26 protein-coding genes are annotated in these 21722 nt (G+C 45.2%); 6 read left to right on the plus strand and 20 right to left on the minus strand.

Annotated features, from left to right (window positions below; translation table 11 throughout):
- Window positions 1-507: 507 nt before the first annotated feature.
- The 15 genes from HFD99_RS18195 to HFD99_RS18265 all read right to left on the minus strand — a co-directional run bounded on the left by HFD99_RS18195 (window position 508) and on the right by HFD99_RS18265 (window position 13728).
- The gene (locus HFD99_RS18195; RefSeq protein WP_167440972.1) at window positions 508-1443 is read right to left on the minus strand and encodes a nucleotidyltransferase-like protein; all 936 of its coding nucleotides are present in this window, start codon (window positions 1441-1443) and stop codon (window positions 508-510) included.
- Window positions 1444-1499: 56 nt separating this feature from the next.
- Window positions 1500-3218, minus strand: a complete 1719-nt coding sequence (locus HFD99_RS18200) for a glycosyl hydrolase family 18 protein (protein ID WP_031462222.1) — start codon at window positions 3216-3218, stop codon at window positions 1500-1502.
- A 186-nt stretch (window positions 3219-3404) separates the two neighbouring features.
- Window positions 3405-3836 carry a Fur family transcriptional regulator gene (locus tag HFD99_RS18205; RefSeq protein WP_013373015.1) on the minus strand — a complete coding sequence of 144 codons (432 nt, stop codon included), beginning with the start codon at window positions 3834-3836 and terminating at the stop codon, window positions 3405-3407.
- 108 nt (window positions 3837-3944) lie between these two features.
- Window positions 3945-5348, minus strand: a complete 1404-nt coding sequence (locus tag HFD99_RS18210; protein ID WP_031462223.1) for a DUF4097 family beta strand repeat-containing protein — start codon at window positions 5346-5348, stop codon at window positions 3945-3947.
- Between the two features lie 7 nt (window positions 5349-5355).
- Window positions 5356-6000, minus strand: coding sequence for a hypothetical protein (locus HFD99_RS18215; protein WP_025365819.1), 645 nt, complete (start codon window positions 5998-6000; stop codon window positions 5356-5358).
- 83 nt (window positions 6001-6083) lie between these two features.
- Complete coding sequence (locus HFD99_RS18220; protein WP_016820257.1) at window positions 6084-6797, minus strand: MgtC/SapB family protein; 714 nt, start codon at window positions 6795-6797, stop codon at window positions 6084-6086.
- A gap of 59 nt (window positions 6798-6856) precedes the next feature.
- Window positions 6857-7318, minus strand: a complete 462-nt coding sequence (locus HFD99_RS18225) for a GNAT family N-acetyltransferase (RefSeq protein ID WP_017425940.1) — start codon at window positions 7316-7318, stop codon at window positions 6857-6859.
- Between the two features lie 134 nt (window positions 7319-7452).
- Window positions 7453-8898: an Asp-tRNA(Asn)/Glu-tRNA(Gln) amidotransferase subunit GatB gene (gene gatB / locus HFD99_RS18230; protein ID WP_025365821.1), complete on the minus strand. Its 1446-nt coding sequence runs from the start codon at window positions 8896-8898 to the stop codon at window positions 7453-7455.
- Window positions 8899-8924: 26 nt separating this feature from the next.
- Complete coding sequence (gatA, locus tag HFD99_RS18235; RefSeq protein WP_039276213.1) at window positions 8925-10382, minus strand: Asp-tRNA(Asn)/Glu-tRNA(Gln) amidotransferase subunit GatA; 1458 nt, start codon at window positions 10380-10382, stop codon at window positions 8925-8927.
- A 27-nt stretch (window positions 10383-10409) separates the two neighbouring features.
- Complete coding sequence (gene gatC / locus HFD99_RS18240; protein WP_016820261.1) at window positions 10410-10697, minus strand: Asp-tRNA(Asn)/Glu-tRNA(Gln) amidotransferase subunit GatC; 288 nt, start codon at window positions 10695-10697, stop codon at window positions 10410-10412.
- A 292-nt stretch (window positions 10698-10989) separates the two neighbouring features.
- Complete coding sequence (locus HFD99_RS18245; protein WP_016324719.1) at window positions 10990-11376, minus strand: hypothetical protein; 387 nt, start codon at window positions 11374-11376, stop codon at window positions 10990-10992.
- 80 nt (window positions 11377-11456) lie between these two features.
- Window positions 11457-11666 (minus strand): hypothetical protein, encoded by a 210-nt coding sequence (locus HFD99_RS18250; RefSeq protein ID WP_031462226.1) that lies wholly within the window; start codon window positions 11664-11666, stop codon window positions 11457-11459.
- Between the two features lie 243 nt (window positions 11667-11909).
- Entirely contained in the window at window positions 11910-12539 is a 630-nt protein-coding gene (locus HFD99_RS18255) for an MBL fold metallo-hydrolase (protein ID WP_016820263.1), read from the minus strand.
- 3 nt (window positions 12540-12542) lie between these two features.
- A complete protein-coding gene (locus HFD99_RS18260) occupies window positions 12543-13112 on the minus strand; it encodes a thioredoxin family protein (protein WP_017425942.1) in 570 nt (189 codons plus the stop codon).
- A gap of 1 nt (window position 13113) precedes the next feature.
- Window positions 13114-13728, minus strand: coding sequence for a DedA family protein (locus HFD99_RS18265; protein WP_013373027.1), 615 nt, complete (start codon window positions 13726-13728; stop codon window positions 13114-13116).
- Between the two features lie 145 nt (window positions 13729-13873).
- Between HFD99_RS18265 and HFD99_RS18270 the strand changes: the two genes are divergently transcribed.
- Window positions 13874-14197 carry a hypothetical protein gene (locus HFD99_RS18270; RefSeq protein WP_016820266.1) on the plus strand — a complete coding sequence of 108 codons (324 nt, stop codon included), beginning with the start codon at window positions 13874-13876 and terminating at the stop codon, window positions 14195-14197.
- Between the two features lie 80 nt (window positions 14198-14277).
- Here the strand turns inward: HFD99_RS18270 and HFD99_RS18275 are convergent, their stop codons facing one another.
- Window positions 14278-15492 (minus strand): class I SAM-dependent methyltransferase, encoded by a 1215-nt coding sequence (locus HFD99_RS18275; RefSeq protein WP_019688593.1) that lies wholly within the window; start codon window positions 15490-15492, stop codon window positions 14278-14280.
- Window positions 15479-16135 carry a DUF6483 family protein gene (locus HFD99_RS18280; protein ID WP_016820268.1) on the minus strand — a complete coding sequence of 219 codons (657 nt, stop codon included), beginning with the start codon at window positions 16133-16135 and terminating at the stop codon, window positions 15479-15481. The genes HFD99_RS18275 and HFD99_RS18280 overlap by 14 nt, the downstream gene beginning before the upstream one ends.
- 393 nt (window positions 16136-16528) lie before the next feature.
- On the opposite strand from HFD99_RS18280, the gene HFD99_RS18285 reads away from it, so the two are divergent.
- On the plus strand, window positions 16529-17095 hold the full coding sequence (locus HFD99_RS18285) for a pyridoxamine 5'-phosphate oxidase family protein (protein WP_031462227.1): 567 nt from the start codon (window positions 16529-16531) through the stop codon (window positions 17093-17095).
- Between the two features lie 100 nt (window positions 17096-17195).
- On the opposite strand, the gene HFD99_RS18290 is transcribed toward HFD99_RS18285, so the two are convergent.
- Together HFD99_RS18290 and yyaC are read right to left on the minus strand one after the other, a co-directional pair.
- Complete coding sequence (locus HFD99_RS18290; protein ID WP_123797654.1) at window positions 17196-17990, minus strand: alpha/beta fold hydrolase; 795 nt, start codon at window positions 17988-17990, stop codon at window positions 17196-17198.
- An 88-nt stretch (window positions 17991-18078) separates the two neighbouring features.
- Window positions 18079-18693: a spore protease YyaC gene (gene yyaC, locus HFD99_RS18295; protein WP_225164915.1), complete on the minus strand. Its 615-nt coding sequence runs from the start codon at window positions 18691-18693 to the stop codon at window positions 18079-18081.
- Between the two features lie 96 nt (window positions 18694-18789).
- Between yyaC and HFD99_RS18300 the strand changes: the two genes are divergently transcribed.
- Window positions 18790-19017 carry a DUF1128 domain-containing protein gene (locus tag HFD99_RS18300; protein ID WP_013373034.1) on the plus strand — a complete coding sequence of 76 codons (228 nt, stop codon included), beginning with the start codon at window positions 18790-18792 and terminating at the stop codon, window positions 19015-19017.
- Between the two features lie 158 nt (window positions 19018-19175).
- Here the strand turns inward: HFD99_RS18300 and HFD99_RS18305 are convergent, their stop codons facing one another.
- Window positions 19176-19895, minus strand: coding sequence for a pirin family protein (locus HFD99_RS18305; RefSeq protein WP_016820272.1), 720 nt, complete (start codon window positions 19893-19895; stop codon window positions 19176-19178).
- Window positions 19896-20127: 232 nt separating this feature from the next.
- Between HFD99_RS18305 and HFD99_RS18310 the strand changes: the two genes are divergently transcribed.
- From HFD99_RS18310 to HFD99_RS18320, 3 genes are all read left to right on the plus strand, one after another.
- Window positions 20128-20841 (plus strand): phosphatase PAP2 family protein, encoded by a 714-nt coding sequence (locus tag HFD99_RS18310; RefSeq protein ID WP_016820273.1) that lies wholly within the window; start codon window positions 20128-20130, stop codon window positions 20839-20841.
- A 139-nt stretch (window positions 20842-20980) separates the two neighbouring features.
- The gene (locus tag HFD99_RS18315) at window positions 20981-21238 is read left to right on the plus strand and encodes a GlsB/YeaQ/YmgE family stress response membrane protein (protein WP_016820274.1); all 258 of its coding nucleotides are present in this window, start codon (window positions 20981-20983) and stop codon (window positions 21236-21238) included.
- A gap of 42 nt (window positions 21239-21280) precedes the next feature.
- Window positions 21281-21682 (plus strand): YtxH domain-containing protein, encoded by a 402-nt coding sequence (locus tag HFD99_RS18320; RefSeq protein ID WP_016820275.1) that lies wholly within the window; start codon window positions 21281-21283, stop codon window positions 21680-21682.
- Window positions 21683-21722: the final 40 nt, after the last annotated feature.

Consider the following 21722-nt stretch of genomic DNA (forward strand, 5'->3'; position numbering starts at 1 on the left):
CTCCATTAAAGACCAACCGAAGTTGGTTATAGAAAGAGCGATTAGCTCATTTTGAAACTGACGAGATAAAATATCTCTTTTTTGCTTCCATTTCATACAGCCAGATGGCATGTACCAAAATTTCAGCATTGGATTTTATAAATAAAATCCGTACTCACTCGTTGTTCAGTTTTCAAAGATCAAACTTTATTTTCTCTCACTTTGTTTCACCACCGCGTCTCAGCGGCGACTTAAATAATGTAACACATAACCTCATTTTTCGTCAAGCATTTTTTTAAAAATTTATTTCCTTGCTTGATGCAACACCCTTTATCCTGCTTTAGACAGTTCTAAATTATTCGTGTTGCTTAATGGGGCGAGTTATAACTTAGCACATAATTTACATACTCGTCAAGCTAAAATAATCATTTATATCTTTTAATCTCCTGTAAATTCTAAATCACATAAGAAAAAAGGAAGAAAAGATCATTTATCGACCTTTCTTCCTGATAAAATAACCTCCGCTCATCAAAGAAGGGAGTAGCGCAGTTCACGATTTTGTCCGCGATCCCTAAATTCCCCGACGGCTGATTCTCTAATAAGCGAACGATAAACCAGTTTACGGAGCACGACGGTAAGATCTAATTGTAGATTCTTGAGCTCAGGATGATTCATAAGTTCATCTATAGACCAAGGTTCCCGTCTGCTGCCTAATATACGGAATAGCGGAGAGGAGCACTCCTCCATTTTTGACATGACTGAAAATTCACAAGCGAGTAGTACCAGTTCAACCCGTTGCTCCAGAGTCTCCGTACTTAATGCGAGCTCGTTATACAGCTTCTCAATTGTTCGATCCAGCGGCTGCATCTGAACCCATAAGTGAACCTTTGGATAAATCCCACGTTCAATGAGTTCAATAGACGCCCAATGATCCAGTGCCTTCAGAACACTTTGATAAGCGTCAATGATCCGCCCTTCTCGCACTGCTTTCTTACCCTGAACGTAATTGACCAGAAAGCGGGAGAACTCATGAAATCGCTTCTGCTCCCGCAGTGGATCGTTAAATTCAATAATTTCCTGTCTTAAAAGACGTACCCTGTCATCCCGTTCCCAGACCATACGACCTTCTAGCACATAATCTATAATGTTGGCTTGTTCACCTGCGATAATCCAACCCTTCAGACAACTAAGCGTTGTGTACAACACTTGGCATTTTAGTCCATTAATAAATAAGTGTTGTATAGATTGAACTGGCTCCCGGCCTTCTCCAATAATTAGAATGAGTTCATCAAAGTCATACAACATCGAACCGTGAAAATATTCTCCCGGCTTTCTGTACGAAATAACACCTATTGAATCTTCCTGCAACAATTCATCATGCATCAGGTTTAATTTGGTTAGCTGCACTTCACCCTCCATACCTGCAAGGCGGCTATAACCGCTAAATTGGATATTTGGATACATGTGATCATTTCTACATAAATAAGAAACTTCCTTCTTCAATTGTATAATTTTTTATCTTATTTAATTATTTCTTTCAGTGTTATCCAAGCGTCTTCATCTGCAAAGCTCCGACTCCACACACCAATTCCGCCCAGGTTCAGTGATTTGGCAAGTTCTACTCTTGCCTTCAGGGATATCTGATCCTCTAGCCAAATCTTTTTGACAACACCGTCTTCGGTATATTCGACATAATTCTGACCTTCAGAAGCTCTAAATTTGGGCTTCAACTTAAATTGGGCTAAGATATCCGCTGCTGACTCCATACCAATTGATTTGGAGGTGACCTTAATTTTCCCTTCTTTGGGAGTCTCGGACCAAACGCGGGTATATAACGGAATACCTAAAACCACTTTTTGAGGCGGCACTTCGTCTTCCTGAACAATCCGCTGAATTGATGCTTCTGTCCATGGTAATGAGGCGACGGAACCAGCTTTTGGACTAGCCGCCCAATGCTCATCATACGCCATTACCATGAGATAATCTGTTATAGCACCCAATGCCTTTCGATCCAAGAAAACAGACCACATCTCACTTTGAGATTTAGGCGTAACATCAATGGACAGTATCAAATCATGTTCCCGGGCCAACGGTTTAAGTTCCCGCAAAAATTGGGTGACATTGGGGCCATCCTTCGTATGGACATTTTCAAAGTCAATATTAATACCATCCAGATCATTTTCTTGGGCAAGTGAGATCATCTGATCTACAATCGATTTTCGACGTTCAAAGGTAGATAGTGCCTCTGTTGTTATTTCGGGGTTAAAGCTGTTGCTCAACAAGCCCCATACCTCCATGCCCTTACGATGCGCCCAGCTGACATATGCCGGGTCCGCTTTGCTTTCTACAGTACCCTCATGATCAACGACGCTGAACCATGTAGGGCTCACCACATTTACTCCAGGCATAGGGTCAAATTTGGAAGGATCAGGCTTACGATTATAGACGGCTTCCCAAGCGAGATTCACAGGTTTACCCTGCCAATGCTTCTCCGAGATTGACAAATCGTCCTTAACCGAAGGTATCACAAGTTCTTCTCCTTCAGAGATACAGTCTGACTTCATGTATCCTGCATAACCATTGTCTAACTGCACAAAATACCAATCGCCCTGTTGAGACCAGATGCGTACTTTCGTCTGCTGTGATACATCTGCCAAAATAAAAGATAGACTAGAGGCTTCTTTGCGTAAAGCAATTCTAGCATCCTGTTGCCCATCTTTCTTTTCTACACTACCTAGCCTGACTTTCTCTCCGGCTTTCATCAGAATGACAGCCCCTGTTACAGGGTCTTCGTGGATGGATATACCATATACTTCACGTACAGCCTCAATGGGGATATACACCTCTCCACTGATTATCTGAGGGGCGGCGCTAAGTGCATATGTTTTACCATTCAGTTCGCCTTGTGTCTTTGCAACATTCATATGGAGCAAGCTTTGTCTCGTTGCCATAATGACGGTTTGGCTGTCATCCTCATAACGAATGGCAGGGTCAATTTGACCTTGTATCAATTTAAGCGGCATCAGCATGTTCTTGCCGGAGCTTTGAGCTTCATATCCGGTCAACTTGCCCTTCATAAAAATAGGTCGGACACTCCCCTGCCAATCGGGTTTCTCGTGAAGAGGATTACCATACCATACGACAGTAATTGCGCATATAATCGCTGCGAATAATAGCAGGCTTGCCGCTCCTTTGAATCGAGAACGTTTACGGCGGCGTCTGGAATGATTTCTGGCCAATATTGAACCTCCATTGTAAGAAATTTTGATTTCTGTATTTTGTAACTTTAACAGATTACCTGAGACAAAAAACAAAGTGATTTAAACAAAAAAACGCGGTAAATCCCCACTTATGGGGAATTCCTCACGTTTCCAATCCATTACAATATATACATACCGCACTAAAAACTTTTATCCCTTGTTTCGCTACGATTGTTTGTTACTACAAGCTTTGCATACTCCGTGTAACTCCATACGATGTCCATGCACCTCGAAGCCTGTTTCCAACGCGGCATGGCGTTCCACATCTGCCAAATACGGATAACTGAAATCTTCAATCTTTCCGCATTTTTCACAAATGATGTGATAGTGCTCCGAAATATTGGCATCATAACGACTGGCGTTATCTCCATAGGTCAACTCATGTACCATACCCGCTTCTATAAACATCTTTAAGTTATTATAAACCGTAGCCACACTCATACTTGGAAACTTGGACTCAAGCGCACGATATATTTCATCTGCAGTCGGATGCCCCATAGATTCCATTAAATAGTTTAATATGGCATGGCGCTGGGGTGTTATGCGTACACCTGTCTTCTTCAGAAGTTCCAAAGCATGCTGGACGCGTGCTGCCATATATGTCCACCGCCTTATCCCTTACTTGCAATCCTATCAATTACCACGCATCTATTTACAATTCACTTCTAAAGCTACTCACATTGTACGGTCTACTCAAGAATCTTGTCAACGCGCCGTATTGTCGCCGGATGTCCGTACAGAAGTATCGGTCGCAGGAACTTCAGGTTCACCCGGAGAACTTACAGTTGCATCGGGAGCAGTCGATCCTCCGGAATCATCCAAGTCGGGTAATGACGGCATCAGTAACTTTTTAATGGTTAAATTGCTGTTCCCCTCTACGTTAATCACATATTTGCCATCCCCGTTTTGACCTGAAATGCTTTTACTGTCTATCTTAAATGGAAAATCAGACTGAAGATTACCATAACTGCTTGAACCCTCTAACTGAAAATCTCCATTTGATGGAAGATCCAATACGATATCACCGACAGCACTGTATATTTTCCAATCTCCGCCCACCCTCTCGCTATGCACTTTGATAGCGCCATTAAGCGAATTTGCATTCAGCTTGGCTGTAGAATCCAGCACATTCATGTCACCATTTTGAGTATCAACGGTAATATCCCCTTCCGAACGAGCGACCTGAATGTCACCTACCATAGTGTGGAGTGACAAGGCCCCTTCAATATCCCCTGCCTGCATATCGCCACGGTTCGTGCGTACATCCACATCTCCAGAAATCCGATGCAATTTAATCTGACCGTTCAGGGTGCCTCCTTTGACATTGCCGATAGCGTCATTAACTGTGAGATTCCCATTACCACTCTCAAGCCGGATGCTGTCGATAGCGTCTACTCCATTCAAGGTAATATTCCCGTTGGAGGTTCTAATCTGCATATTGAAGCGCCGATCCTCTGGCACGGTGATCAACATGTTCATTCGAGGCTGACGTTTACTTGATGCTCCGTATGACTGTACCTCCGGACGAATCTGGATGGTCTTGCCGTCGGTAGAAGTCAGTGAAGAAGCTTGAGCAATCTTGTCCGCTTCGGCAGCAGGCGCTTGATCCACCCATAGAGTCCCGCGTACCTCAATATTGGACACCGGCCTTCTGATCAGTGTTATATCCCCATTCACTGAATCAACTACTAAATCGGATGTCTGCATAGTTACAGGTACCAGCACACCGCCCATATCATACCGATTCTCTTTAGCCTGGCTAAAATCCATAGACGCCGATGTCAGATTGAGACTAACCCGGTTCCACAGGTACATATAATGGTTTTGCTGGGTCACGATAAAAACCGAAGCAGCCACTACCAAAGCGGACAGAATCCCCTTCAAGTCAGGTCTGAAACGTCGTCCGTTGTCAGGCTTGCCCTCTTTGCGATAATACACGCCAAAAAAAATCAAATACTCCAGACCCCAAAGCACAAAGATTACAGGCCACCACACAAGGAGCTGGAGCATATATTCCGTGTTCTGAAGCACATCTACAATCAGCAAAATGCCTACAGCCATCAACAGAAGCGAAGAGGTGTAGCGGCCGACTCTTATTTTGCGGTGCACGCCTGCTTCACCCTCTTTCTTTCAACTTTTTACGTTTAAAGGATAGAAAGGCTTCCCTTAGAAAAAGGAATAAACCGATTATCATTAATATAATGGCCAGCGTCAGGAACCCATAATCTTCAAAGAAAATGCTTAACCAGCGAGGTTTCATGCGGAACAGAATCATAAGTCCACCGCCTGCCACCAATAGCACAGCAAAAGCAAAGCCTCTTTCCCACGCATAAAATGGACTACTTTGCTGACCTCTAGCATCCATTCGTGCATATTGATCTGGCTTGCGCCGATAACGAACCATGTAATCCGCTGACTGTAAGACATCATATACATTATAAAAATATAAAACGGGTATGAACAAGCCCAGCAAAATTAGTAATGGGATGTTAATCCTCAATCCATCGGAGGAAACATACAGCATCGCAAAAATATCTAGCAGGAGCAATACAATAAATGTAAGCCCCCTAATAAATAGTCCTAAAAAAAGATGTCCCATTCCAGGTATCAGTGCTGCCATGATAATGGCAATTACTTTGCGAAATTTAGCGTATTGCAGACGCCCCCGCTGTTTCTGTCCATGTGGCTGTTCAGCCTGTCCGGACTCTCCCGACGGTAACGGTTGTTCCGAGTTCATGCCATCCTCCCCTTTGAATTCCATACGTAGCTCCGCTGTAAAATACTTTGATGGTTACATAGTACCCCAATCAGATTTGATAGTAACTGTAAAAAAAAGGGTTATGATCACTCAACGGAGACGGCAGCTATATCTTCCCATTGTCGTAAATCAGCTGCAATACGCACCGGATTAAAGTCATGTCGGGCCAGCACCTCCAGGGAAACCTCCATACTCTGACGATCCGGGTGCAATTCATGAAATGGAACATTTTCATGTTCTTTAATCATGATTTTACGTATTTCCACTTTTTCCTGCTCTAAATAAGTCGAAATTTGATCGAGCAATCCGTGAGAGGACAATCCGTACAGTGTAATAAGATGAGGCTTGCGTCCACGCATATACCGAAGTTCTAATTTGTTGAACACCCATAAATTTAAAAATACGAGCACAGTTGCCGCTATAGAGGGTAAATAGAAGCCTGCTCCGACCCCAAGGCCAATGGCAGCTACGACCCAAATGGAAGCCGCCGTTGTGAGTCCAGTAATGGATTTACCTGTGAACATAATCGTACCTGCGCCCAAAAAGCCTACGCCAGTAATCACCGCCGTAGCCAAACGAGCTGGATCTATACGCACATTAGCTTCTTTAATAAAATCAGCAAAGCCGTAAATGGAGAGTAGCATAATCAGCGCCGATCCAAGACTGACCATAATGTGAGTCCGCAAACCAGCAGCATGATTGGAACGTTCTCGCTCAAAGCCAATGAATCCACCGAGAAGCATGGACAGTAATAGCCGTAAAATGATATGTGAATCATCTATAATCCACGGATTATTCATTCGAGTCTCTCCTCCCGGTTATGTCGTGCTTCCCTGTCCGGGCACGCGGTTTGTGAGTATTATTCCACGTTATGCAAATGGTAGGTGGTTAATTCCACGCCTGGGGCCACTTCTGCCGCGGAAACGGGGCGAAAACCATGTTTTCGATAAAGCGTCACCGCAGGAGTGTTTAAAGTTCCAGTGGTGACGATAAACAGGGGGACATTCCGATATTCATTCAAAACATGCTTCATTAAGGAGTCCGCAATCCCTTTGCGAAAATGATCTGGATGAACCATCATACGTGTAAGGGTAAGCGAGCCAGATGACTCAGACTGCACAGCTAGTGCTCCTAGCAGTTCATCATCCTCCAGCCACCCATAAAAAGACTCCCCGCAGCTTCTCAGCGTCTCCAATGTATCCATCAGTGGAGGAATCTCATCAAATCCAATCAGTTCAGCTTCCAGTCTATAAGCGACATGCTGAAGACGCCATATCTGACTGACAATATTATCATCTTCCAATGAACATAGGGTAACCATGCTGTTTGCCCTCCTAAGGAAACTCATCATATGTCATCACGCTTCTAATACGTGTTTGATGCCCCATTCGTGTCTTTGCACCTATGCAAAAGGGGCCTGTCCCTAAAAGACAAGCCCCTGTCATAACTATGCCATTAACGGTTCAACACTTCTGTCAGCAACTTATTAGCGAGGCCAGGGTTAGCTTTGCCCTTGCTCTCCTTCATCACTTGACCGACCAAGAAGCCGATGGCCTTTTGCTTGCCAGCTTTGTAATCCTCGACCGATTGCGGGTTGGCTGCTACAACTTGTTCGACAATTGTCAGAATTGCACCTTCATCACTGATTTGCACAAGCCCTTTTTCTTCAACAATTTGCTGTGGCAGTTTATCACTTTCCAGCATTTCCTTGAAGACCGTTTTGGCAATTTTACTATTGATCGTACCCTTCTCCAGTAGTCCGATCATTTCACCCAAGCCCCGACCTGTCAATTTAACCTGCGACAATTCTACATTGGCACTGTTCAAATAGCCGAGTAAATCCCCCATAATCCAGTTGGATACGGCTTTGGCATCCTTGGTGTACTGAAGACTATCCTCGAACAAATCAGCCAATGGCTTGGAGGACGTAATTACCTGTGCATCATACTCAGGTAATCCATATTCCGAAGTGTAACGTGCTTTACGCTGGTCGGGTAATTCAGGAATCGAAGCACGGATACGCTCTTTCCACTCCTCATCAATATGCAGTGTAACGAGATCCGGGTCCGGGAAATAACGATAGTCGTGCGCCTGTTCCTTGCCACGCATGGACAGTGTTTTACCCTGTGCCTCATCCCAGCGACGTGTTTCCTGTACGATCGTTCCACCTTCGTCCAGCGTCTGTTCTTGCCGGAACTGCTCATATTCCAGTCCGCGCTGTACGCCACGGAAGGAGTTCATGTTTTTCAGTTCCGCTTTGGTTCCCAGCTCTTTTTGTCCATGCGGACGAAGACTGATATTCGCATCGCAACGAAGCGAGCCTTCCTCCATCTTCACATCGGATACGTCACAATACTGCATAATGGCACGTATTTTTTCCAGATAAGCCTTGGCTTCTTCCGGCGAAGATATATCCGGTTCCGAAACGATTTCAACCAACGGTGTGCCGACCCGGTTAAAATCAACCAAAGACGCATAGCCACCATCAACGTGGGTTAATTTCCCCGCGTCCTCTTCCAGATGCAACCGGGTAATGCCGATACGCTTGGTTTCACCGTTCACTTCAATATCAATCCAGCCATGCTCACCGATCGGTTGGTCATATTGCGAAATTTGGTAAGCCTTCGGTGAATCGGGGTAGAAATAGTTTTTGCGGTCAAATTTGCTGATATCAGCGATGGTGCAATTGAGCGCCATTGCCGCTTTCATCGCATAATCAACGGCTTGACGGTTCAATACCGGCAATACCCCCGGATGTCCTAGACAGACCGGACACGTATGAGAGTTTGGCGGTGCTCCGAAGGATGTCGAGCATCCACAAAATATTTTGGACTTCGTATGCAATTCCACATGGACTTCAAGTCCAATGACCGTCTCATACTTAGATGTAGTTGTAGACATGAATAGGTTCCCTCCTTTTTGGCAAATTACAGCTGCGGACGCTGCTTGTGAAATTCAGTATTTTGTTCGAATGCATGCGCTACGCGCAGTACAGAAGACTCGTCAAATGCTTTCCCGATAATTTGTAGTCCGACTGGCATTCCATCTGCAAGACCACAAGGAATACTGATCGCCGGCACGCCAGCCAAACTCACTGGAATCGTCAAAATATCGTTCAAATACATTGTCAATGGGTCGTCTACTTGGGAGCCGATTTTGAACGCGGTAGTCGGTGCAGTAGGCCCGATAATCACATCATATTGTTCAAATACACGATCAAAATCTTGTTTGATCAGTGTGCGCACTTTTTGAGCTTTCAAATAATAAGCATCGTAGTACCCGGAGCTGAGTGCATAGGTACCGAGCATAATCCGACGCTTCACCTCAGGACCAAACCCTTGCGTACGGGACTGATGGTACAGATCGAGCAGGTTATCAGGATTGTCAGCGCGTACACCATAGCGCACGCCGTCAAAGCGGGCCAGATTGGACGATGCTTCAGATGAAGCCAGTAGGTAGTACGTTGCAACTGCATATTCCGTGTGCGGAAGAGATACCTCTTCCCATACAGCGCCCAATCCTTCCAGTGTTTTCAGTGCATCAAGCACCTTTTCCTTGACCTGTGGATCTACGCCTTCACCAAGATACTCTTTAGGCACAGCGATACGAAGTCCCTTCACATCTCCGGTTAAAGCGTTCAAATAATCAGGAATGTCTACCTTCGCAGAAGTGGAGTCCTTCTGGTCATAGCCTGCAATGGCTTGCAGGACATAGGCTGAATCCTGAACATTTTTTGTAATTGGTCCGATTTGGTCTAAAGATGAAGCAAAAGCCACCAGTCCAAAACGGGATACCAGACCATAGGTTGGTTTTAAGCCAACTACGCCGCAATAAGAAGCGGGCTGGCGAATGGAGCCACCTGTATCGGAACCGAGCGTGAAATAAGCTTCACCTGCCGCAACAGCTGCAGCCGAGCCGCCACTGGAACCGCCGGGAACACGTTCTAAATCCCAAGGATTACGTGCAGGGAAAAAGCTGGAGTTCTCGTTAGAACCACCCATGGCGAATTCGTCCATGTTCATTTTACCAAGTGTCACCGTTTGCGCTGCGCGTAACTTACCGACAACTGTGGCATCGTAAACAGGATCAAAATTTTTCAAAAACTGACTGCCACATGTTGTGCGCAGCCCTTCCGTCACGATATTATCCTTAATACCGACCGGCAGACCAAACAACAACCCTCGTTCCTCTCCCGAAACCAGCTGATCATCCAGCTGACGTGCGGATGCCCGAGCCCGTTCCTCGTCGACAGTAATATAGGCCCTGATCTTCTCTTCCCGCGCATCAATTGTCTCCAGAGCGTGCCCCACTAGATCACTCACGGAAATTTCCTTTTGATGCAGCTTATTATGTATTTCCGGCAATGTGTTATTAAACAAGCTCAATTTGCATCCTCCTTTCAAATGTGAAATCTATTCCAGAACAGCAGGAACTTTAAACTGTCCATCTTCTTCTTCAGGTGCATTACGCATCACTTGCTCATGCGTCAAACTTTCGCGAACTTCGTCGTCTCGCATGACATTGCTGACGTGCAGCACATGAGTGGTCGGTTTTACCTGCTCCGTATCCAGCTCATTCAGCTTCTCCGCATAATGGAGAATGGCGTTTAATTGCCCTGTCATGGTTTCTTCCTCAGTCTCGGTCAAATTCAATCGGGACAGCCTGGCTACGTGACGGACATCTTCCTTGGAAATGTTCATTCTAAACCCTCCTCATGTATATATAAAAATCCAATAAGCGACTGGAATCGGATTTTGCAAAATCCTGGTATCAAAAATGTTACACCGAACTTTGAAATAACGTTTTTAATTATAGGATAGAACCCTATACAATTCAATCTTTGACGCGGTACAGAAGCAGACTGTACATCAATGAGGTAAATGTTACTAAAAGAATATAAAAAAAGCACCTCTCGGTGCTCTTTCAAGAAAACTATAGCAGCTGAAATCGTGCCCATTATATATTGTTAAAAAGAGTCGGCAACAGCCGGTCCTATATCCAAGCACGCAAATTAACTTGTTTAATAAAATCAGCCTGTGACAACAATTCTGCCGCGGTTTCTTCTTCCTCAGTCTCTACTGAATCATGACCACCGTTCATCACATGTCTGAACAGCTTCTCATTATGAGTAGCAAGGGCGTAATCTATCAGCGCTTCACGCTCAATCCGCTCGGCTTCCAGCTTGAGAATACTTTCTTCCAGCTCAATGTCCCCGGATGGTACGAAAAAATTGCGATTTACCTTCGGTACGCGAATGACATAGTCAAAAGCATTGTCCGCATTACGGTCGTAAGCAATGATATAACCATGTTCGCCCACAGGAAGATTCTGCTCAAAAGCATCCGCGACGATCATAATTCTAGCTCCTAAATGATGCATCGTTAGCCCCCCCGTTTGTCTGAACTTATCTGCTAAGTCTACTAAAAAAAAGGTAGCTTGTCTATATCATCTATGTATCTTCATAATCGACCGTCTCCACGTCCAAATCTATGCTCATTAAGCCGTATATGCCAGTTTTGCGTAGGGGTTCCGCCCTGCCGTTTCACCTTTTTCCAAGTTATGATCTTCGGTTCGGAACCTACCACAACATCTTCAATATCTACTATTTTGGGAAGACGGAAACTACCTTCTTTCTCACGGTGTACCTCATATATATGTTTTCTTTTCATTCTTGCTCCCCCTTGTGATCTGACGGCTTCATGCCTCTTTATCCTCTTAATGGGCAAAAAAAGAACGCAAACCGGGATTCATCCACAGCTTGCGTGCTTCGCGAGTTTAGTATGTAACTTCAATAAATTTATGTTAACAAAAATAAAAACCTTTGTCTATACATAATTTATATTTTGTTGTCGAATTGAGGCAAAACCTGTCACTTCTTTGATTTTGCCTCAATTAATTAACGTTTATCAAATTTACCGGATATACGGATTGTTGGCTTTCTCATAACCAATGGATGTTTTGGGTCCGTGACCACAATAGACCGTAACGTCATCTCCAAGCGGAAACAATTTATTCTGAATGGAATCGTACAAATCCCGTTCCCGCCCCCCCGGCAGGTCGGTACGTCCGACACCCTGACGGAATAGCACATCCCCGGAGAAAAGATCTTTGCCACACAAGAAGCTAACACTTCCGGGTGAATGCCCCGGTGTATGGAACACCTTGAACGTGTGCCCGATTAGATTTAATTGCTGACCTTCCGCCAAATCATATTCGGCAGGTCCTGTCGAGATCGGTGGAGAAGCCTCTGGCCACATCAGGGAGCCATTCAGCTTAGGAGATGTGAGCCAGTCTTGCTCCAAGGCGTGCAGATACACCGGGCATCCTTTCGCATTGCGAATCTCCTCCACTCCTCCAATATGGTCAAAATGGGCATGGGTCAGCAGGATAGCTTCAATGGTCAGGGATTCAATCGCTCTCAGCAAAGGTCCCGGATTCATTCCTGGATCAATAATAACGGCGCGCTGTGGATCATCCCCTTGAAGCAAATAAGCATTCGTTTGAAGTGGACCCAGATTAAAGCTGCGAATGGATAAGGTCATAAGTTAAAATCCCGAGATCAGCTCGCGTAATTCCTGAACAATCACAGGATGAACCTCGGTTCCCTCCCCATATTTTGCAGCCATTTCTTTGCGAGCAACTGCGATTTTTTCTTGATAGTCATCGGCTTCCCGATCTGGATTTTCACGTTTGAATTCGATCATAATTTGTTGGACATGTGCAGGACGTGGTCCCCAGTGACCCAGTACGTGGCCCCCAGTATCCGCAAAAATCACAATCGGCACAGCACGTCCGCCCATCGTCAGGAAGTCGTCCATCAGCGCCTGATGATTTTCCAGAATCAATACTTCGGTTGGGATACCGCTATTCTCCAGCGCACGGAACACAACTGGCACATTGCGTACGACATCCCCACACCAGTCGGCAGCCAATATAAGCACACGCAGATCATCACGATGGTTCAGGCTTTCAAAAAACTCCCGATCCTCTTCGCTGCTCCACACAAACTGATCGTATCCGGAGCGGAAGGCTTCTTTGTTCTTTTCCATGCCCTCCATAAATTGTTCAGGACTCAGGCCCTTGCCGAAATATTGCGATACGTTAGTACGGCTCATGTTATACACTTCCTTTTTTGTTTTTGGCTACAATCCATTTGATGACAAAATAAATGATCAAGAGCGCAAGAGCAACTAGCAAAATGGGTTTGATGTAAGGTGCTGCCACTTCGTCAATTTGCTCCCACTTGTCTCCCAGCAGCATACCTAAATATATAAACAAAACAGACCAAGGTATAATCGCTAGCGTCGTCAAAATAATAAAGCGCCATACGTTCATTCGAGCCAACCCGGCAGGGATTGAGATCGCGTGACGAACAACAGGGATGAAGCGAGCTGTAAAAATGACCCCCGTGCCATATTTATTGAACCAGGCTTCAGCGTGGTCAACATGGCTTTTTTTGATGAGTATGTATTTCCCATACTTATCTAATACGGGTCTGCCACCATAGCGTCCAATCCAGTAAATGAACAGTTGGGCCAGCACCCCGCCAATCGTTCCGAACACGACTGCGCCAAAAAAATTAATATGACCTGAGGATACTAAAAAGCCGCCGTAAGCGAGGACAATTTCACTTGGAATGACCTCCACCATCAAGCCTAGCATAATACCAAAATACCCAAGACTACGAATGATTTCAAACAAATAATTAATGATACTAGATATATGGTCCATTTTTTCTTCCCACTCCCTGCCTGTTTCTCTATTTTCATTAGTGTATCACAGCGGCAGAACAAGTCGCCACTTCGCTCCATTAGGGCGGTCAGTGACCCCAGCTCCTCTGCCCGCATAAGTTGAGAGAGAGAGGAGGGGGTACAATATGCCTCCCGGCAAATTCCCCAAACATGACAATCCACAATCCCGTTTACCCACGGCTCGCGGGATCCGCCGCGCATGCTGCAAAGAGCTGTACCGAACCTGCAAACGTCTGCCTGTTCACATTGCTCCTGATCTGGTCAAGCAGGGCGAGGAGCTATACTGCCGCAAGGTCGTCGGACACCTCATCTGGATTGCGGAAAACCATAGCAATCGCAAACTACTGTGCGACTGGTGGGACGAAGATGTCAGCGAGGAGCTCGCGGCATTGTGGAAGGTGGATCGCGATGTCTTGTGCACCGCTTTTAGAAGTGCCTATGGCGGGTAGAGGTTTGCGTATAGCAACCATGAACTGTAATTTACAAAAAAGTGGAGCCACCCCGCAGTGGCTCCACTTTTACTATATTCTTAGCTATGTGTCTGTTTCTGCCCCGCTCCTTCGGGAAGCAAATCCGCACAAGCACGTTCCAAATAAGGATCAGCATGTATAAAATCCCGAAATGCTGTGTACTCACGCCACAGAACGGATCGTTCTCCCGCTTGGCCTTTGACAGCACGAATCAGAATATTTTTAGGTGTGTGCTCCATGTCGATAAATTCCAAGAGCTGTGTCCGATACCCCATCATATCCAGCAGCTTGGCCCGGATTCCATCCGTTGCCAGTGCAGAAAAACGCTCCTTTAAAATGCCATGGGAGAGCAAAGGCTCCAAGACCGGGTTTTCCAGTTGGCTAAACAGCTCATGCTGGCAGCACGGAACTGATAAAATGACAGACGCTCCCCAGCGGACAGCCTTTTCCAGCGCTGCATCTGTTGCTGTATCGCATGCATGCAAGGTAACGACCATATCCACCTGCTCCAATTCATTGTAGTCTGCGATATCTCCGACCAGAAACTCCAACTGTCGATATTGCAGCTTTTGCGCCAGAACATTACAGGTTTCAATAACATCTGCCTTTAAGTCCAAACCGACAATCTGCAAAGGTCGTTTTTGCTGTACCGCCAAATAGTGATACAAGGCAAAGGTCAAATAAGACTTGCCACAGCCAAAATCCACAATCGTCAATGGACGGCCTACCGGAAGGCTGGGCAATACATCCTGCACCATTTCGAGAAAACGGTTGATTTGACGGAATTTATCGTATTTGCGGGCCAGTACCTTACCGTCCTCATTCATAATCCCCAGCTCAATCAGGAAAGGAATACGTTCTCCTTCCTCAAGCACATATTGCTTTTTACGATTATGAGACAAATCGGCTTTACTTTTGCTCGGTGACTTTGTCAGAATGGATACTTTATATTTTTTACTGATCAGCACCTGATAGTCTGCATCCTTGGCACATAGAAGTCCTTGGCGGAATGTGTCCTCAAACAAGGCAGTCATGCGCTCATTAGCTTCATCAGGGGTCAGATTTTCATGAATGACTTTGTTGCTGTAATGAAAGGCAAACTGGTAATGCAGTTTGTTTTTCAATTCCACAGGTTTGATTTGCACTTTAGTAAAAGAAGCATCCTCACGTTTGCGCAGCTGACTCAGCGTTGCTGTTATGAGGGAGCCTCCCGTGGTCAATTGGTATACAAGTTCGCGCAGTGAATCCAAAAGGTACATCTCACTTTCTTTCATGTAATTGGGTGATCTCGGACAAACCCTCGATGATTTCCCGGCGTGAAATTCCACCCCGCTCTAGCTCTGCATCGGTCTTATCCAGTAACTGACTGTAAAATGCCTCTGCTTCCGATCCCAGCTCTGGCTGCTCCCATGCCAATCCAAACCAGACATCGGCGGCCTGGTCCAGTCTGTTTTCCCGCTCATAATGAACAGCCAGTAGCTTGCTGGTTTCAGGAGAAAGCTCATATTCATGAACCAGTTGTACGATACACGCTATTCGTTCAGGCAGGACCTGTAGATCACGATTTGCGCCATTCAGATCGCTGTACAAATATAAATGAAGAGATTTCATTAAAATTCGTATGCCCTCGTCTATTCTGCTGGTCTCCATGTATATAACAGCTTCTTCTTCCAGAATGCGAGCCACTTGCTGAAGCTCATCCGCTTCCATCCCAGGGCCCATTCGGAAAAGCTCAATAATTTGTTCTGGCGGCAATCGTCTGAGCAAATCTGAACGAAGGCGAAACTGCTTGTTGAGTAGGTCATCTAGCTGTTTTAGCGCTTCGACGTGTTTATTTTCACGCCTCAGACCGAGCACTGATGCTACTGCTGATGTCAATTCTTCCATCATACTAAGCAAATAATCTTTTCTAAGCAAGCCGTTCCCTTCCTTTCATCCTGATGCCTAGAGAACCAGCAACCCTGTCCCTTCTGATTGTAAGACATCCTTGTCTAAAAGCCAAATGCCGCCATCATGGCGTAATTCTATTTAGTACAATTACAAATCATTTATAGCATCAATGATCCGGCACTCAGAAAATCACGTATGACACGTAACATTTGGGTAGCACAATGTTTTGTAGCCGGTCATGTAATCAACTTCAAATACAAGTATTCGAAAATTTAATATTGATTCTCCGTTAGTCTCATGTTATTTTTGTTTCATAAGAAACAAAAATAATCGTTGTAATGCATTAAATCACAAAATAAAATATAATATTTATTTTCTTAAGAAACAATTGTGCATTAATTACAGGAAGGATGTTGAAGTATGGGAAAACAATTTAGTTCGATACTACCGGAATATAAGGAGTTCATACAGCGACAGCATATTTTCTTTGTAGGATCAGCACCTGTATCTGAGACGGGGCATGTGAATATTTCCCCCAAGGGATATAATTCTTTTCGTATATTGTCAGATCATAAGGTAGCCTATCTCGACTTGTCGGGAAGTGGCAACGAGACAAGCGCACACATTATAGAGAACGGACGGGTAACCATCATGTTCTGTGCATTTGAAGGCGAGCCCTGTGTATTAAGGCTCTTTGGTACTGGCACAGTCGTGCTGCCCAACACAAAGCGTTGGAATGAGCTGTATCCTCTCTTCAATCCACTGCCTGGAGCAAGACAAATCATTGTTCTAGATGTTCATATGGTGCAACATTCATGTGGTTTTGCAGTTCCCTTCATGACTTACACGAGCGAACGGGAAAAGCTGAAGGACGTAGCGATTCAGATGGGCGAAGAAGCACTTAAAAAGTATGCATACGAAAAAAATTTAGAAAGTATTGACGGTTTGCCGACAGCGTTTGCCTTGAACAAAAACAATATGACTTAGGCATTTTACACATCAACCGATATGAAGCAACAAGTCAGCAAAAAACCGGATCTCTTCTGTTACCACATCAGAAGGTTCCGGTTTTTAGACTTACCCTACTCTACTTTTTCAAGTTCTGGTCCAAAAATGACAAGATGGCATTCGCTAATAACTGTGGTGCTTCGAACAAGCTCATATGTCCAGACTGCGGTAGGGTAACCTGAGTTACTCCGGCCCGATCTGTTGTAAACGTCCGGGCTGGAGGAACCGCCTGATCCTGCTCGCCTGCTACTAAAAGAGCTGGCAATGCAGAAGCCGACAGCACATCCCGACGGTCCGGGCGCTCGCGCATAGCCAGTGATGCTCCTACGGCTCCTTGTGGAGGTGTTTTGTAACCAATTTCTTTGACTTTGAGTAGTTGGTTTGGCATCGACTCCACATGTTCAGGAGCAAACAACCCCGGTACGAGCCCATCTACAAAGGTTGTAATTCCTTCCGTTTGAATGGTGGATACAGCCTTGTTCCGCTTTTCTTTACCTTCGTCCGTATCTGCATAAGCCGTCGAATGAATCAATCCAAAGGCCGTAAGACGCTCTGCATGTCTCTGGGCTGCGGAAAGGGCTAAGTAGCCTCCTAGGGAGTGACCAAACCATGCAGCCTGAGGAATGTCCAATTGTTCCTGAAGTTTAAGCACATCGCCTGCCATTTGATCAATCGTATAGGCTCCGAGTGGAGCATCGCTGCGTCCGTGTCCACGCAAGTCTGGAACAATACAACGATAGCTTGGGGATAGCAAGGGAACAACCTCATCCCAATAGGAGGAGCTTCCGCAAAATCCGTGCAACAGAATGATCGGATCTCCTTTTCCTTGTTCGGCATAGCAGATCGTCGTTCCTTCGCATAATACCTTTTCCATGTGGAACCCTTCCTTCTCTGTATATAATCTATTGGTTCTGAATATATTAGTGAGTAGAACATGCTGATGTATATTATTAAGCAGACCATCAATATCTGAAACGGTAGCCCGCTGGAAAATCTTGCGAAGCTGTTTTTAAACCAAATTCACAAGCCGCTGCATCTGCAATATATGCGGCCATTGTCATAACCAGGTGAAGCGACGTCATCTGGAGTGTCCAGTACGGTTTGGGACTGCGCTCATTCACAATCGCTGCAACGCTATAATGCCCAACGGACGGCAGAGACAGCCCGACCGATCGCGCAGGGGTTAGCGGTTCACGGGCAACAAGGAACATTCCGGTTGAGCCATGCTGTCCAAGACAAGCATCGATGGCGATCACATGATGATCTTGGGGAATACGCTCCAAGTATGAAACCAGATGATCCGCATCGCAAGGCTCCGTCATTGTGCCAATCACATGCGGAAAGCCTTGCTCCTTGAGCATGGTGCCTACCAGAGGCCCGAGTGAGTCACCCGACGAGCGATCTGTACCGATACATACAAAAGTCAACTTATCTATAGCATGCTGATGTTGAATTTCTCGAAAAAACGGTGCGAGTCCGTCGCGATCTGTTTTCTCTACATTAGATTCTACGGGCGAGCGACCAGATGTGGAAGCTCGATTATACAAAGACAACTTTGTCCATCCTCCTTCATTCAGTTATATATCGGTAATCTGGCTATCAGTACATTCTACAACAAAAACATGATACAATACAGGCAACTTCCCCTGTTATGAAAGGATGGAACATTAACGATGGATTTGTCTGTACCGTCTCATGCCAATATTGAGTATATGATTGAGGGCATTAAAACCAAGCTTCGTATGGCGAGTGGTGCTGCTATGCAGGCTTCCGCTTTCTCGCTAGAGCAATACGAGGACATCCATGATGTCTACGATATGGTGATCAGCAAGCCTAACCTCAGCATTTCAGAGGTTGAAGCCATTGTCTCCGAACTGGGTAGATTGCGTAAGTCCTCGTAAATCAGCTTGTAGGACAGACAGCTTGGCTATTTTAAGTGTGTCACCACAAATAAAGCTCGTATCTCCGGTCGTCTTAACAGACGCGCAAGGGATACGAGCTTTATTTTTTTGATGCATATACGTATTTTCATCCACTTCTTCCTTTACCTATAGAAGCTTCAAGGCAAATCTACTAATACCAGTTCAGATACTTCCTCATTCCCTGTAGCTAGTATCTTTAATGTACAGTTATTCTGAATTCGCGCGGCATCGCCAGGTTTTAACTGAAATTCCCCATCCTGACACGTAACTTCAACATGACCGCTAATGATATAAATGTGAGTGCGGCGCTCCTCTTGCTGCGGATACTCAAGCTGCTGTCCCTTTTCCAATCTGCTCAGATACAGATTTATATCCTGTGCAATCGATAGGGCTCCCTCCACCTCTGAACCAGACACTACGGGCTGAAGTCGATTTAGGCGTTCACTGTGCTTGAATCTCTGTACCTGATAAGAAGGCTGAAGGCCAGGACTCTCGGGTAGAAACCACATTTGCAAAAAACGAACCGGTTTTTCATCCCCAGGATTTCGCTCCTCATGTTCAATCCCAGTGCCTGCACTCATAACCTGAATCGAGCCGCTTTTCAGATCCTGTTCGTGACCCAAGCTGTCGCTATGATGCAGAAGGCCTTCAATTACATAGGTGACGATTTCCAAATCATGATGCGGATGTCTTTTGAACCCTTGCTGCGGTTTAAGCTCATTATCATTATGGGCTAGCATACATCCAAAATGGGCATTGCTCGGATCTTCATAATCTGCAAACGAAAAGCTAAACTCACTATGAATCCATCCCTTATTTGAGGTATGTCTCTCTGCTGATGTCACTATTTTAATCATCCTTAACACCTCCATGGATTCCAGTTCCGTAAAGCAGCCCTTACTTCGTGATTCCTAATCCACTTCCGGCCCTGGCATTGACAAACGCTGTAATACGATCCCTTTACCCCGCACTTATATGCGTCAATCAGCCTATTGTCTCTGTCTGGTTTTGCTCTCCCGTTCATTATTCGTTAAGTTAATAGTACACAAAATGAATCTATCACAGCCATAAGGAGGCGATTTACTACATATGCTATCCCATGAACCTCAACGATTCCGATTCTTACCAAGCTTTTTGCGTCGCAGTCTGTCTGCATCTATGATCATGATCACCGTCCTACTTCTCATTGCCTATTCAATAAGATGGATTGGCACAGCTCCTTTTCTATATTGGGATGAGCGCATTCAGGATATTGTCTTTCCGAACACGGCTGCTGCTCATTACCGACTGCTACCCGTCGCTATATTCATTACATCGTTAGGCTCATTCCGCATATCATTACTGATAGCAATCGGTACCGCAATCTTGTGCTGGGTCTATCTCCGCTCAAAAGCGTATTCCTTTGCCATCCTAAGCAGCTTTACGGCGATGTGGGTGCTAAATACGATCATAAAAGAATTTTTACAACGGGAACGTCCGTCTCTTCAACATTTGGTTGAAGCAGGAGGTTACAGTTTTCCCAGCGGTCATGCGATGATTTCCATGGGATTTTACGGAATGATATTTGCCATTTGGGCTATAGAACGAAAGGTTCATAAGCGTACATTCTTCCTTCCGTGTGTTCTTGGTGCATTGCTCATTCTCTTGATTGGCCTCAGCCGTGTATATTTAGGAGTTCATTTTCCTACCGACATTGTAGGTGGCTATATTGCAGGTATGATCTGGCTGGTATTTACCGTTCCCGTGGTCTATTGGCGAGCGCGTCTGTGGCGTTCCTTCCCTTCATTTCCTCCCCGACCATAAGCGCTTTAAGATGGTTTTTTGTTTCACTCAGGGTCACAACGTTTATATACGAAGTAAGCAAGGCGAAGAAATAACGAAAGCTCAGCATTCATCAAAAATATTATCGTTGTGTGAAGTCAGGATAAAGGAGGCGATCCTTGTGTGGGGAATTGTCCTAAGTATTGTAATGGCTATTATTATCGGATTGATTGGCGATGCACTGGCTGGTCATGAAATGCCTGGCGGCATTGCGGGCTCTATGATTGCTGGCTTTGTAGGAGCTTGGCTCGGTGCCATGATTCTAGGAGACTGGGGTCCAGTCATCGGAGATTTTGCAGTCATTCCAGCCATACTTGGAACCGCATTGTTCGTGTTCTTGCTCGGACTTGTGTCCAGGCTATTAAGAAGGGCTACCTAACATTTATATATATTTTTTATTCTATAAAAGGAGTGATATATCATGAGTAACATTGACAATCAGAATATGGCAAGCACTTCAGGTTTTGCAAAGGGTTTATTCATTGGAGGTTTGATTGGTGCTGCGGCAGCCCTGCTGTTCGCTCCAAAGCCAGGCCGTGATTTGCGTAGCGATCTGTCCGAAAAAATGACTGTTGTCTCTGATAAAACCAAGGATGTTGCATCCGTAGTCAGCAGTAAAGCGACGGATTTGGCCAAAACCGTTTCTACCAAAACAGCAGATGTAGCCAAAACGGTGGCCGAGAGCAAAGACAACATCGTATCCAGCGTAACTAAAGCCTCTGCTGATGTTGCTAATGAAGCGGCTAAAGCAGATAAAGAAGTTATGGATGCAACTGCTCAGGCAGCCAAGGACACTCAGAAGCAATTAAATGCAAATTCCTAATACGAATACATTCCGATTACAACCAAAATGAGCTCCAAAC

The organism is Paenibacillus sp. EKM301P (assembly GCF_011800295.1).
Classification (GTDB): domain Bacteria; phylum Bacillota; class Bacilli; order Paenibacillales; family Paenibacillaceae; genus Paenibacillus; species Paenibacillus polymyxa.